15 protein-coding genes are annotated in these 13470 nt (G+C 53.0%); 8 read left to right on the forward strand and 7 right to left on the reverse strand.

Annotation, left to right across the window (positions count from 1 at the left end; all coding sequences use genetic code 11):
• Nucleotides 1–38: 38 nt before the first annotated feature.
• On the reverse strand, nucleotides 39–1181 hold the full coding sequence (locus IMY23_RS12955) for a putative sensor domain DACNV-containing protein (protein WP_192822489.1): 1143 nt from the start codon (nucleotides 1179–1181) through the stop codon (nucleotides 39–41).
• Between the two features lie 348 nt (nucleotides 1182–1529).
• Between IMY23_RS12955 and IMY23_RS12960 the strand changes: the two genes are divergently transcribed.
• Nucleotides 1530–2402, forward strand: a complete 873-nt coding sequence (locus IMY23_RS12960; protein WP_192822490.1) for a DNA/RNA non-specific endonuclease — start codon at nucleotides 1530–1532, stop codon at nucleotides 2400–2402.
• 223 nt (nucleotides 2403–2625) lie between these two features.
• Nucleotides 2626–3009, forward strand: a complete 384-nt coding sequence (locus IMY23_RS12965; RefSeq protein ID WP_192822491.1) for a nuclease A inhibitor family protein — start codon at nucleotides 2626–2628, stop codon at nucleotides 3007–3009.
• 21 nt (nucleotides 3010–3030) lie between these two features.
• Here the strand turns inward: IMY23_RS12965 and IMY23_RS12970 are convergent, their stop codons facing one another.
• Nucleotides 3031–3291 (reverse strand): hypothetical protein, encoded by a 261-nt coding sequence (locus tag IMY23_RS12970; protein ID WP_192822492.1) that lies wholly within the window; start codon nucleotides 3289–3291, stop codon nucleotides 3031–3033.
• Between the two features lie 178 nt (nucleotides 3292–3469).
• Between IMY23_RS12970 and IMY23_RS12975 the strand changes: the two genes are divergently transcribed.
• The gene (locus IMY23_RS12975; protein ID WP_192823774.1) at nucleotides 3470–4201 is read left to right on the forward strand and encodes a DUF4197 domain-containing protein; all 732 of its coding nucleotides are present in this window, start codon (nucleotides 3470–3472) and stop codon (nucleotides 4199–4201) included.
• A gap of 136 nt (nucleotides 4202–4337) precedes the next feature.
• Here IMY23_RS12975 and IMY23_RS12980 read toward each other — a convergent pair whose 3' ends face one another.
• From IMY23_RS12980 to IMY23_RS20210, 3 genes are all read right to left on the reverse strand, one after another.
• Nucleotides 4338–4949: a hypothetical protein gene (locus IMY23_RS12980; RefSeq protein ID WP_192822493.1), complete on the reverse strand. Its 612-nt coding sequence runs from the start codon at nucleotides 4947–4949 to the stop codon at nucleotides 4338–4340.
• Nucleotide 4950: 1 nt separating this feature from the next.
• Nucleotides 4951–5766: a metallophosphoesterase gene (locus IMY23_RS12985; RefSeq protein ID WP_192822494.1), complete on the reverse strand. Its 816-nt coding sequence runs from the start codon at nucleotides 5764–5766 to the stop codon at nucleotides 4951–4953.
• Between the two features lie 709 nt (nucleotides 5767–6475).
• On the reverse strand, nucleotides 6476–7564 hold the full coding sequence (locus IMY23_RS20210) for a DnaJ domain-containing protein (RefSeq protein WP_192822495.1): 1089 nt from the start codon (nucleotides 7562–7564) through the stop codon (nucleotides 6476–6478).
• A gap of 241 nt (nucleotides 7565–7805) precedes the next feature.
• On the opposite strand from IMY23_RS20210, the gene IMY23_RS12995 reads away from it, so the two are divergent.
• The 5 genes from IMY23_RS12995 (at nucleotide 7806) to IMY23_RS13015 (ending at nucleotide 11031) form a co-directional block, all read left to right on the forward strand.
• Nucleotides 7806–8177 carry a phage holin family protein gene (locus IMY23_RS12995; RefSeq protein WP_192822496.1) on the forward strand — a complete coding sequence of 124 codons (372 nt, stop codon included), beginning with the start codon at nucleotides 7806–7808 and terminating at the stop codon, nucleotides 8175–8177.
• A 15-nt stretch (nucleotides 8178–8192) separates the two neighbouring features.
• On the forward strand, nucleotides 8193–8801 hold the full coding sequence (locus IMY23_RS13000) for a hypothetical protein (protein WP_192822497.1): 609 nt from the start codon (nucleotides 8193–8195) through the stop codon (nucleotides 8799–8801).
• Nucleotides 8779–9564: a geranylgeranylglyceryl/heptaprenylglyceryl phosphate synthase gene (locus IMY23_RS13005; protein ID WP_192822498.1), complete on the forward strand. Its 786-nt coding sequence runs from the start codon at nucleotides 8779–8781 to the stop codon at nucleotides 9562–9564. Before IMY23_RS13000 ends, IMY23_RS13005 begins: the two co-directional genes overlap by 23 nt.
• Nucleotides 9565–9983: 419 nt before the next feature.
• Nucleotides 9984–10388, forward strand: a complete 405-nt coding sequence (rnk, locus tag IMY23_RS13010) for a nucleoside diphosphate kinase regulator (RefSeq protein ID WP_192822499.1) — start codon at nucleotides 9984–9986, stop codon at nucleotides 10386–10388.
• Nucleotides 10389–10593: 205 nt separating this feature from the next.
• Nucleotides 10594–11031 carry an STAS/SEC14 domain-containing protein gene (locus tag IMY23_RS13015; RefSeq protein ID WP_192822500.1) on the forward strand — a complete coding sequence of 146 codons (438 nt, stop codon included), beginning with the start codon at nucleotides 10594–10596 and terminating at the stop codon, nucleotides 11029–11031.
• Between the two features lie 95 nt (nucleotides 11032–11126).
• On the opposite strand, the gene IMY23_RS13020 is transcribed toward IMY23_RS13015, so the two are convergent.
• Both IMY23_RS13020 and IMY23_RS13025 read right to left on the reverse strand, forming a co-directional pair.
• Nucleotides 11127–12047 carry an AraC family transcriptional regulator gene (locus IMY23_RS13020; RefSeq protein ID WP_192822501.1) on the reverse strand — a complete coding sequence of 307 codons (921 nt, stop codon included), beginning with the start codon at nucleotides 12045–12047 and terminating at the stop codon, nucleotides 11127–11129.
• A gap of 168 nt (nucleotides 12048–12215) precedes the next feature.
• Nucleotides 12216–13355, reverse strand: a complete 1140-nt coding sequence (locus IMY23_RS13025) for an acyl-CoA dehydrogenase (protein WP_192822502.1) — start codon at nucleotides 13353–13355, stop codon at nucleotides 12216–12218.
• Nucleotides 13356–13470 lie beyond the last annotated feature (115 nt).

The following is a 13470-nucleotide window of genomic DNA, read 5'->3' on the forward strand; positions in this document are numbered from 1 at the left end:
GATATTGAAAGAATCCCCCTTTTCATCTTACTCTCCCCCTACAACAGCAAACTGTCAATTCTATGCGCGTGCACCATGTGCTCGCAGGGCGACCAGCTGAAGACCGTGAAGCGGCCGTCTTGGGAGGCTACCAGGGCCAGGGCGTCGCGTTGGTCGTGCACAAACTGGGCCGCGGAGAAATGGCGGGTGCCGCCGTTCTGGGTGGGGTGAATAATGACGGGCTCGTTGCCCAGAATGGGCTCAGTGGTCATGATCTTTTCCAGGGGCGCATAGCCGTCGCGGCGCGTGATCTTCGCCCCGAAGGCCAGGAGTTCGTGGCGGTCATTGACCACGGTGGCGCCGTCTATGGCGGTGAGGCCCGCCAGGCTTTTCACTTCCTGGGTGAGCGCGGTGAGCCACGGAGTCTGCGTTTGCTCTACCTCGGCGCCTTTCATGAGTTCAGCCAGGCCCGAGAACGCCGGGGAAATGGAGTACAGTATAGGTTGCACAATAGATTCGCGCCAGGCCAGGGAGTCACTGGGCACCACCAGCAGCGTGCCCCCGCGCCCGTGCGCCCGCATAGACACCGCCAACTGTACCAGCACGTTCACAGAATTATCACCGGCGAAGGGCGTGGTGATATGCAGAAGCGGCTTCATGAGACCGGGGCAGTCGGGTAGGCTGGCGCTGTGTTCGTCAATGAGTTTGATTTGGTCGCCTTTGAGCACGGCCACGTTCGCGAATTTGCCCAGCCCGTCGTCGCGACGGTGCTTGACCACCAGCAGGCCCGGCTCAGACACATCCAACACAAAGCAATAACTCATGACCGTTTGGGTGGTGCCCCAGAGATAGAGGTGTTCGCCCTCATACCACACGCCCAGGTGAATGCCCGCCCGTTCCACCCCCGGTGCCAGCTTGGCCAGAATGGTGGGCGTGAGCGGAAACCGGTGCTCAAACACCAACGGCTTGCCGGCCAGCTCAGGTGGCAGAAACGCCAGGGATATTTTAGGCGAATGCCCTTCTTCTTTGCGCAGGCTGGCCCAGAAGGCGGCATCTAAGATAGCTTCAATGATGTGTGCCGAGGGCGTGGGTGCCGCGCCGGCCATGCCGCTCTGGACCTCCAGCGCATGGTGTTGCGTGAAATGGGCCTCTACAGCCTTGGCCACGGAACGGGCCGCCTGGTACGTTGACTCTTGTTGCATGGTGGTGTCTCTCTGCGCCCGGCAAACCCATGGGCGATTCCCTTTCTTAGAACGGCAGCCCTAACTTACTCACATTTGAATTCAGAGCCTGTTAAAATTTTGAGTTTACCTCCATTGCTTGCCAGCGCCTGCCTCTGCTGACGTCCTTTTTAGCCAACCACACCGCACAGAAGCCTTAAATTGGGCGTTTGATATGCCTGGGGAAACCTGCTATACCCGCGAAAAACATCGGCCAAACCCCCATCAAACTGAGCCACTAAAAAGCCGGATATAATTCTACTGCGTGTGCATTATTTATGCGGGCGCCCTTGCTATCTTTCTTTCACCAACTAACCAACCCTTCCCCTTATGAAACACTTGTACAGATCTTTGCTGGCTGCCTTGGTACTGGGCTTCGGCGCTTCTTGTTCCACGGAGTACGTAGAACCCAACCAAGGCATCAGCCAGACCACGGCTTCTGACGCCACCGCCACCAAAGACAGCCACCTGGCCCTGGGCAATCCCAGCGGCGCGGGCACCAGCTACAGCAATTACCTGGTGAGTAAGCCGCAGTTTGTGATGTCGTATAACAGCTACCGGGGCACGCCCAACTGGGTGAGCTGGCATTTGAGCAGCGCCTGGGTGGGCAGCACGCCGCGCCAGGATGATTTCAGGGCAGACACTTCGTTGCCCAGCAGCTTCTACCGCGTTACGTCGGCAGATTACACCGGCAGCGGGTTTGACCGGGGCCACAACTGCCCCTCAGCCGACCGCACGCTCACGGTGGCAGACAACTCAGCCACGTTCCTGATGTCTAACATGATTCCGCAGGCGGGCACCAACAACCAGCAGACCTGGGCCGGTCTTGAGAACTACTGCCGCACCTTGATCAATGCAGGCAACGAACTCTACATCATCATGGGTAGCTATGGCAAAGGAGGCACCGGGCTGAACGGCTACAAAGAAACCCTGGCCGCCGGCAAAGTCACCGTGCCCAACCGCATCTGGAAAGTGATAGTAGTGTTGCCCAACGGCACCGGCGACGTGAGCCGCATCACCAGCAGCACCCGCGTGATTGCCGTGAACACACCCAACTCTACCAGCATCAGCAGCACCTGGGGCACCTACCGCACTACCGTAGACGCCATTGAGTCCGCCACCGGATACAACTTGCTGTCTAACGTGTCTGCCACCGTGCAGAGCACCATTGAGGCCCGCGTAGACAACGGCCCCACCCAATAATTCTCTTTTCTTAAAACCGATGGTGGGTCTGCCATCGGTTTTATCTTAGAGCTTATTTAAATTTTGATTTTGCAGGCGAAAGATGGGAGCGAAAGGTTCTGGCGAAGCCATTTTTGAGCAGCATAGCAGCGCTATGGTGCGAGAAAATGGTGAAGTCAGGTTCTTTTGATGCCATATTGCAGCGCAAAAGACAAATTTAAACATGCTCTAATCTTCAGATACTATGTCAGGTCTACTTTCTGAGTTACGCCAACAGGTGCAAGGCCTGCTTTTTATAAGCGAGAGCGAATCTCTGCTTGAACCCTTTGAATTGCCAATGGGCACTTCGGCCCAAACGCCTTCTGATTTTCTGTCGGCCCAAGGCCTGACTTCTGACCAACCCGTGGAGCAGGTCACCGTGCCTTACTTTTTCAGGAATATGGTGCGCGAAGACGTGGCTGGCGCAGAATTGGCGCAAGGGTTTACCGCACTGGTGCAATGGCTGGAAAGCAACTTGCAGGAACTCACGGTCTATAGATTGGGAAATGTACAGGTGCAGGCCTATGTGGTGGGAAAAGCAGAAAATGACCAATGGCTGGGTCTGAAGACTACGCTGGTTGAAACCTGAGGAATACGTGCGGTATTTGGGCTAGACCAGTTCTTTCAAAAGGTTCTCCATGGACGTGGTGTGCAGGTAGGGCTCCAGTTGCTGCTGTGACGTGAACGTACGAACCAGGGCAATGCTGCCGCAGTGTTCCAGAAGCCAGACTTCCACGTAAAACGAGCCCACAAAATACAGACTGATGTGGCACCAGCCTTTTAAGCGGGCGTGCAGGTACCGCCCGGTGCTTTGCACATACTCAAGTTGCTCGCAGAGCGGCATTTGGCTAAACTCCTTCACTTCCATCATCCTGCTTCGGCCTGTTGACACCCCTATTTTACGCTTTTCTCTGGTTTTTTAGTGTCTGCGCCGGTGAATTTATTTCTCCCGGACCAAAGTGCGGCCTGCCCACAATATAAATGCTTACTTTGGGTTATTACTGGCAACAGGCTCTCTTAAAGGCCTTTCTCTTACTTGTACACCCATGATGTTACCTTCTTCCGCTTCTAGATTTTTCCTTTTGCTAGGCGTGTTTTTCCTGGCCCAGACCGCCTTTGCCCAAGTAAACCTCAAAGACCTGGGCAAACTCAAGCAGATTGTCAACAACCCTTCGGCCACCAACCCAACTGACATTGGCGCCGCGCTCAAAGAAGCCTTGTCAATTGGCGTGAGCAAAGGGTCAGACGCGCTTTCATTAGCCGATGGTTTCTATAAAAATCCCAACGTTAAGATCCCGTTTCCGCCAGACGTGAAGCGCGTGGAGGACCGGTTGCGGCAGCTGGGCATGGGCAGTGAGGTAGACAAGTTTGTGATGGCCCTCAACCGCGCCGCCGAAGACGCTGCCACCCAGGCCAAGCCCATTTTCCTGAACGCCATCAAGCAGATGACCATACAAGACGCGGCCGCTATTCTCAAAGGTCAGCCAGATGCCGCCACGCAATACCTTCGCCGCACCACGTCTGCCCAATTACAGGAAGCATTCCAGCCTATCATTCAGAATTCTTTGAACAAGGTGAACGCCACCCAGTATTACAATACGCTTATCACGGCGTACAACAAGATACCGCTGGTGCAGAAAGTGAACCCCAACCTGGAGGATTACGCCACCCAGAAAGCCATGGACGGCCTGTTCACGGTGGTGGCCCAGGAGGAGCAGAACATTCGCCAGAACCCGGCGGCCCGCACCACAGAATTGCTCAAAAAGGTGTTCGGCAAATAATAACAGCGTTTGGGCAGCCCGTTTAGGATCTGGCTGGCTGGCTACGTAAAAGCCTCCTTGGATTGGGCCAGGGAGGCTTTTACGTTCCTGGTTTTGGCTTCATTTTGAAAATGGAGGCCGAAAACGCAGTTGGTTGTCAGAGGCGCATTTTCACGCCCAGTGCCAGGTTGAAGATTTTGGCCGGACTCAGGTATGCTGGGTTCTGGATGTAGGAAATCAGATATTCGCCCATGGTGCCCACTTCATAATAGCCGCTAAACCGGCGCAGCCTGGACACGCGCGTAAGGTTTACCTGGCCACCCGCAAAGAGGTAGTAGTGAATGGCCGTGGAAAAGCGGTAGTACCGGTTGGGGTACCGGGCCAGAAAACGCTCAGAGGCAAAAAAATCATCACCAAAGGTATAACTGATCTGCATGCCCAGGCTCAGCGGCTGCCAGTCAAGGGTACGTACCGGAACAGGTTTGATGGGGAAAAAGGTAGACTTGAACGCCGCCGTGTACAGCCGGTCGCCGCCGAAGCGCTTGGGCAGGTAGCCGAACGACAGATCGGTTTCCAGCCTTCGGTTGAAAGATTGCTTGCCTACACCCACCGAGACCAACCCAATGCTGCCCGCAAACTGGGTTTTGAGGTAAAAAGAACTTAGTGGTTTCTCTGGTGTTGCCACAGAATCTGCCACGTCTTGGCCGTGGGCGGCGGCGCTCCAAAACAGACCGACCACCAGCAGCAGTAAGTTACGATGCACGTTCATATCAGTAGTCTATTCTTTCTAGTTGGTAGCCGCCTTTCCAGAGTTTGAGCAGGGTAAACCCCCTTTTCTTAACGGTGGTGGTCACGTGGTAGAGAATGGAAGGGTCATCATATTTGGTCTCGGTCATCCAGCCGTGGCGGTGGCCGTGCAGACTTAAGGGCACTACCTTGCTTTCTGCCAAGGTGCGGTGGTACGGCAGCTCCAATTGCTGGTCAAAATCGCCGTCAAACGGGGGCACATGCGACAGCACCACGGCCTGCGACCACGTTGCCTCTGGCGCGGGCTGGAGTTCCTGCTGCAGCCAGGTAAGGTCAGGCACCTGCCCGTTGAACCCGTACTCGCGGCCGTTGGTGTCTATAAAAACCAGCTTAGTGTGCCCGTAGACCACAGAATAGTTGAAGTTGCCGTACATCTGCTGGTACACGGTGCGGGCGTTGCCCAGCATGTCATGGTTGCCAATCACGGTGAGGTACGGGTATTTCAGGCGCTTCATGATGTCATGCACCCATTTGAATTCCTGTGATAGCCCAAAGTCTGAGATGTCACCCAAATGCACCACCAAATCAATGTCTGGGATGGAGTTGGCCTTTTCCACGAAGTCTACGGTGGCATCATAAAACCGCTGCGTGTCGCCCATGACCAGTAACCGAAGGGTGTCTTTGGGCGTCTGGGTTTGTAGACGATTGAGGTTTTTCTGGGTGAGGTTCCGCTCGCTGGCAGTGAGCCTGACTTGGTTGGGGTGGTATTCAAATAGCTCTTCGCAGCCAATGGCAGAAAAAAGCAGGAATAGCAAAAGCAGGAAGGAGACGCGTTTCATTTTACTCAGATGATCTTGCACAAAAGTACCTGTACAATATTACTGACATGTTATATTCACGCTACCCCTACGCTATCATTCAGGAAACCTTCTTTGCCATTATTGCTACAAACAATTTAATTCGTTGAACTTTAGCTATTTGAAGCAACACTTTCTTGCAAATCACTTATTGGAAACGAAGTATCTTTCAGGAAAGCACTGGCTACAGCCGAAGCGCTTGTGCCGTTCCACTTCTTGCACATTTTTAATCACGCACCCACTTGCGTTTTCGCTCCCATTTCCAGTTTAGAGCCCGAAAACGCACTTCGCCTTTAGAGAAAGCAGCTAGTGAAAATCTTCCGCAAGGCTGGTTGAAATTTATGATGACAAAGCAGGAATTCTGGTCCGGACAAGTGAAGGAACCGCATTTCAGCAGAAGTCGCATATGAATTTGAAAAGCTGTTTTCAGGCAGGTCCCTTTTTCAGTTAGCCACCAGAAAGTCAGAGACTTCCACTCCAGCAGTTCGGAGTCACCCTCCGGAAGACTCCGAACAACTTAAGGAAGACTCCGGACAACACCTATCCTGTAAGCCGAATACAAAGCCAGAAATTGAAAACTCTCAGCTGCGTTTTGGCCTCCGTTTCCAGTTTAGAGCCCTAAAACGCAAGTTTCAGCAGAAAGCTTTCTTCCTGTTGAATGATGAGTTAGGGGTGGGCATCCGCTTTCAGGTTACTGACAATACCTGGCTTTTTCTTCCTGGGCCATGGCAAACCCTAGTTGGGCGGCTTTGGTTAACAAGTCGCAGGTGAGGGAATTATCGCCATTTTGGGCACGGGAGATGACGGCCTGCAGGTAAAATGCTTTGGCGTTGAAGGCATCGGCGGCGAGGGCGGCTTCTGTGTCTTGCCAGGCCAGATCATATTCCTGGGTTCGGTAAAAAGCGTAGGCGCGGTAGAGATAGGCTTCTACTTTGGCCGCTGCCTTTCCGGTGGGGTGTTTGAGGAAAACGGTGAGGTCCTGGATGGCCGCGGGCCAGTCATCTTCCATTTGCAAGTGCACCAGGGCCCGCCCTCTAAATGCGGTCACCAAGGTAGAATCCAGCTTCAACGCCATCTCGAAATCAAGCAGTGCATCCAGCATTTTTTTCTCATCCAGGTAACAATCGCCTCTGGCTACAAACCAAGCGGGGCTGGGGTTTTGGCTGCTGTTGATCAGGTAACTATAGTCAATGGCGGCGCCCTGCGGGTCCTGCAAATGGCGCTGCCTGATGGCGGCGCGCTGCAGACGTGCCTTCCCGGCCTCTGGCTGATACATCAAATACGTAGAATAAGCGGCCTCGGCCTGGGACCACTCCCCGTTGGCGGCGGCCTGTTGGGCCTGCTTGAACGCCCTGCCCTCGGCCATGCTGTCCCATCCCAGTTTCAGGCCCAGCACCAGCAACACCACCAACAGCACTACGCCCAGCGCAATTTTAATGTCTCTCTTAGACAGGCGGCGCTGGTGCTGCGCGCGTTGCTGGTAATGGCGTTCTTTGAACCCGGCAGGTGGGCGCGTGTGGTGGTAGCGGGGATTGGTGTAGGCGGCCGCCTGCCGCTGGCGCCGTTCATAGTCCTGCTGCTGGTCAAAGGCGGCGCGTCGGCGGGGGTTGGAAAGCACCTGGTAGGCGTCATTGATTTGCTTGAACCGTTCCTCGGCGTGGGGGCTGCCCGGGTTCTTGTCTGGATGAAACCTGAGCGCCAGGCGTTTGTACGCGGCCTTGATTTCTTGCGCAGTGGCCGTGGGGCTTACTTCTAAGATATGGTAGTAATTCTTGCTCAATCTGTTAAGGTTCTGTTAGCCCCGGTCTGCAAAAATAACGTTAAACTAGCGGTGCCCGGCTATGAGCTGCGCTGTTTTTGGCCTCATTTCCAGAAATGAGGCCAAAAACAGGAACAACGCGCGCCAGAGCAGGTTATCCAGAAGCGGCACATTTGCGTAAGGGATTTTGTGGGCGACCCATTTTAGAAAAAATATACAGCTGTGCCAGCGCATGGCCACCTGTTCCAACCTCAATAAAACTATGGCAACCGAAGACAAAAGCAAGACCGACAGCATCATCAGCAACCTGATGGGGTACATTGACACCCGCCTGGACCTGATCAAGCTGGACCTCCAGACCAAACTGAAAGAAATTTTTGTGAGTACCATCCACGGCGTGCTGCTGGGCCTGGTGGCCTTGATGGTGCTCCTGTTCCTCAACGTGTTTATTGCGCTGCTGCTCAATGACGCGCTGGACAGTTCCTACTGGGGCTTCGGGATTGTCACACTTTTTTATCTTATCTTGCTCGTCATTTTACTGGTGGGCCTTGACAAGAAGGTGTTCAGAGGCATGGCAGACAAAGCCTTCAAGAACACCATTTATAAATCTGATGAATCTGAGCAAACTATCTAACCTCCATCTGTTACCATGAGTGAACTAACCAATCCGCTTTTTGAAGACCAGCGCGAATTCCTGGAACGCCAGAAAGAAGAATATAAAAACGCCCTTCTCTCAGATGTGGCCGACCTCAAAGAACAGTCTACCCAGATTGGCAAGAACCTGCTGATTGCCGGCGGGCTGCTGGGCGGCATTTATCTGCTGAGCCGCGCCCTGCACAGCGGCGGTGAGGCCAAAACCGAACGCAAGAAAGCCAAGCGCCTCAAAGCCGCCAAGTTCAAAGTCGCCGAAGACCGTGCCTGGATCTCTACCATTCCAGACATAGAAGATGATGAGCCCTTGTACAGCGCCATTGAGCGCACCTACCCAGCCGTGTACCACCCCAGCACGGGCACCGTGGCCGCCGGCGGAAAACGCAAGGAAGAGTCAAAGCTGATGGCCTTCTTCAAGTCTGACCTCATGAAACTGGTAGAGCAGCAGCTGGCCGCTATTTTAATGGTGTACCTGACCAAAATGATTGAGGAGCGCCTGCACACCCCAGCCGCACCAGAACCGGCGGTGGTGGTGGACGACGCCTCCAGCCAGACCTATGCCCTACAGCCAGACCAAACCTTAGATGACCCTGCTTCCTCGTTCTAGCATTTTCACCTCTGGCACCAGCGGCACCACCACCTACAGAAAACAACTGGCGGTGCTGCTGGACCCAGACCATTTAACCGTGGCCCGTTGCCAGGAGATTCTGGCCCTGAGCCACCAGCACCAGGTAGATTACTTTTTCATGGGCGGCAGTCTGATCTCTAACCCAGACCAGACCTCGTTTGTGCAGTACATCAAGCAGCACAGCGCCATTCCCGTCATTCTTTTCCCCAGCAGCGGCCTCTACATTGACTCCGCCGCTGACGGGCTTCTGTTGCTTTCTCTTATTTCCGGTCGGAATCCTGATTTTTTGATTGGGCAGCACGTGGCCGCCGCGCCTTTGCTCCAGAAAAGCGGTTTGCCTTTATATTCCACGGGTTATATGTTGGTAGACTCTGGCAGGCAGACCACGGCTTCTTACATGAGCGGCACCACCCCTATCCCAAATGACAAGCCTTCTATTGCCGCCTGCACCGCGCTGGCCGGGCAAATGCTGGGCTTGCAGCACATGTATCTAGACGCTGGGTCCGGGGCCATGTACCCGGTGAGCGTTGCTATGATTCAGGCGGTACGGCAAGCGGTATCTGTGCCGTTGCTGGTGGGTGGCGGCGTAAACACCCCAGACAAAGCGGAAGCCGCCTGGAAAGCCGGCGCCGATGTACTGGTGGTGGGCAACCACATTGAGAAACAGCCACAGTTTATCTCAGAGGTGAGCGCCGTGAAAGCGCGTTTCAACGTGGCTTTACCCCAGGAAACCAGCTATTAACGTCTTGTTCTCTTGCTTTTCTGCCAGTTTCTGACTACCTTGTAGATTACTCAGAAATTTATGTACCCAAGTTTCCGTCAGATGCGCTTCTTGCTCTCCAACCCGTTCCTGGGTTTGGTGGCTGCGTCACAACATGCTTCCCAGCGTGATGTGCTGAACGGGTATTGCCTTTTCTTTTTCGCGTCACCCAAAGCTTTTATTAACTAAGCCGGGAGCTTCCGGCCACGTCTATTTTATCTGGCCTCAGGTAGGCAGTGGCCGCCGTGCGCGTGCTGCTGATGTCTGAGACTGGGCTTTTCTTTTCCTGCATTTTCTAACCGTTGCTTCTGCATCCCATCATCCTTCGCCTGTCTCCAAATCAGGCAGGAAGTTCTGTTGGGGTTGCCGAAGCCTTTTTTCAATTTAACCCTTATACTTGTATGAACACCATTTTTGTAACCGAGCAAGACTATGAACGCCTGCACCAATTAGTACAGACCCAGCGCTCACAAGGCAACGTGGGCCTGGTAGACAACCTCTGCCGCGGCCTGCGCCAAGCCTCCATTATTCCCGCTGAGCAAGTGCCCATAGATGTGGTGACTATGAACTCCCTGGTGCGCCTGCGCGAGAAGAAGAGCGGTACGCGCCTGGAACTCTCTGTGGTGTACCCCAAAGACGCGAATCTGGCTTCTGGCAAGATTTCTGTACTAGCCCCGGTGGGCGCTGCCATTTTAGGCCACAAGGTAGCCGAGGAAATCACCTGCGAGGTAGCCGGACGCACCCTCAACTATGAAGTGGAGGAAGTCATTTACCAACCAGAGGCCGCCGGCGATTTTGCCCTATGAGCATTACACCGTTTCTGTCTGGCCAAAAGTTGGCCTGGCAGGCACCAAAGGGAAAAGCCCGTTTTTGGCCTCATTTCTGTAAACGAAGCCAAAAACAGGGCAACGCCTCTGGATGCCACCGGTCTATTTTCTCCAGCACCCAACAGCACTCCTGACATTGGTAGGGGTGCCGGCAGCTGGACGTTCACCCTTTAAAACCTTTGTTATGACTACTGAACTTGTGAATGCCTTCGGGAATGTATATTTAACTATTAGCCCAGATTCTCAGAACCAATGGGTATTGGCCACCTGGCAGGGCTACTCCACCCAGGAAGCCATTAAAAAAGGCATTTCGGCGTACACAGAAGCGCTGCAAGATGCCGGGTATAGTGATATTCTTATAGACACCCGCGCCATGGTTGGCTCCTGGAACCACTCTCTTGACTGGGTGCTGGAACACTGGGTACCGCAGGCCGCCGCCGCCGGACTGCAACATTACGCCCTGGTGGTGAAACCAGAAACCTTCGCTGAGGCCGCCGCCGACATCTTCTATGAGCATGTGACGGCGTTTGAAGCCGAAATCTTCGCAGACATGGCCACCGCGCGGGCCTGGCTCCGGAAACAGCGTCTCCTGCAGAACATGGCACAGCTCCAAAGCACTTAACACCATGCGTTTTTGGGCTCATTTCCGGAAACGAGCCCCAAAACAGAAAAGCCCGCTTTTGGCGGGCTTTCTTGATAGGTTGTATGTAAGAATTTCTACACGTTCATAGATGACTCACGGCGGCGCATTTTACCGGCGGGTATACCAAACATCATCTTGAAACGGCGGCAGAAATAGGCGGTGTCTTTATAGCCTACGTCTTTACCAATCTCTCTGATGCTCTTCTTGGTGGTGCGCAGCAAGAACACGGCGCGCTCCATGCGCTGGTACTCAATGTAGTCCTGCGGGTTAATGCCGGTCAGCATTTTGAAGTACTGTCCTACATAGTCTTCAGACACGTTGGCTACGTTGCTGAGCACTTTGTTAGACAAGTCGCCGCCCAGGTTCTCTTTGATGTAGTTGAAAAGGTCTATGAGGCGCGGGTCTTTGAAATAGGTGCTGTTGGTAGCCAATTGCTCCACAAACATCTTGTTCCGCAGAATGTATCTAATCAGTTCCACCACCAATTGCTCAGTGTACAGGCTAATGATACGCTCCTTGCCCGGCAGCTCCTGCATGCTTTCTTCCACCACTTTAATCACCAGCGTGGCCAGTTTGTTGCTGGTAATCACAAATGCCGGCACTTCCAGCGAGGTGAAAAAGTTCACAGAGTCAAACACTTTGGCCTCAAAGCTCACAAAACTGTGGCTGTCATCGGCTTCACCGATTAGGTCCAGGTCTGAGTTGCTCTTGAAGAACTTGTCTTTTGTGGTGATGTAGTCATCATTGGAGATAACACGGCTTTCTGTGTCACCGTAGTAAATTTTGGTGCTGCGCCCGCCCGGTATAAAGAGCAGTTGCCCCTCTTCTACTACCTGCTTATCGTCGCCGAAGGCCACGATGCCGTTGTGCACCAGAATTAAGTTGTTACCTACATCATAGTAATTACGCACTGTCAAAGGCTGCTGCAACACCAGGTTTTTAGACTTGATGTAACGCACCTTCAGCGATTCAATAATTTTATTGTAATCTTCCATGTACTGGTACTAGCTTAAGGATTGTGGGTTTTATTCCTTTTTTAAGTTGTCTGTCGGCTTAAAACTAGCACTTATCTTTTAATTTATCAAAATACTTTGGAAAATATTTATAAAACAGGTATTACTATATACCTGCTTTTCAACCCCTACCCATCGTAAAGGGCCTTTCTATTTTAAGATTTCCCTGGAGATTACTATTTTCTGTATTTCAGAGGTTCCCTCGTAAATTTGCGTGATTTTGGCATCGCGCATTAAACGCTCCACGTGGTATTCTTTCACAAAGCCGTACCCGCCATGTATCTGAACCGCCTCAATTGTGGTGTCCATGGCCACTTTAGACGAGAACAATTTGGCCATGGCGCCAGACTTTGAATAATCCCGATGTGCGTCTTTATCAGCGGCGGCCTGCAGGCACAACAGACGGGCGGCGTCAATGTTGGTGGCCATGTCGGCGAGCTTGAACTGAATGCCCTGGTGCTGCGAGATGGGAACGCCAAACGCCTTGCGCTCTTTTGAATATTTCAAAGCCAGCTCATACGCGCCAGACGCAATACCCAAAGCCTGAGAAGCAATACCAATGCGGCCACCGTTCAAGGTAGACATGGCAAACTTAAACCCGAAGCCGTCTTCGCCAATACGGTTTTCTTTGGGCACTTTCACATCGGTGAACATGAGAGAGTGCGTGTCTGAGCCCCTGATGCCAAGCTTGTTTTCTTTCAATCCAACTTCAAAACCAGGCATGCCTTTCTCCACGATTAACGCGTTGATGCCGCGGTGACGCAATTCTGGGTTGGTCTGCGCAATCACTAAATACACAGAGGCCGTGCTGCCGTTGGTAATCCAGTTTTTGGTGCCGTTCAAAAGGTAATGGTCGCCTTTGTCTTCGGCGGTGGTGCGCTGCATGGTGGCGTCTGACCCAGCCTCCGGTTCAGAAAGACAGAACGCGCCAATGATTTCGCCAGACGTCAAACGCGGCAGGTATTTCATTTTCTGTTCCTCGTTGCCATATTTCTCCAGGCCCCAGCATACCAAAGAGTTGTTCACTGACATGACTACAGACGCCGAGGCATCTACCTTAGAGATTTCTTCCATGGCCAGCACGTAAGAAACGGTATCCATGCCGCCGCCGCCGTACTTGGGGTCTACCATCATGCCCATAAAGCCCAGTTCGCCCATTTTCTTGATTTGCTCTGCAGGGAATTTCTGGTGCTCATCGCGCTCAATCACGCCGGGCAACAGTTCAGTCTGGGCAAAGTCTCTGGCAGCCTCTTGTACGGCTAGGTGTTCTTCAGTCAGTTTAAAGTCCATATCTAAAAGTCCTAAATGGTAAAGGGAAATTTCTGATGCAAGGTGCTATTTACAAATTTAGTATGCAAGCAGCACATTTCCACAACAATCTTTCACAAAGCTAACATTTGTTTGG

This window comes from Rufibacter sp. LB8 (assembly GCF_014876185.1).
In the GTDB taxonomy this organism is placed as follows: Bacteria; Bacteroidota; Bacteroidia; order Cytophagales; family Hymenobacteraceae; genus Nibribacter.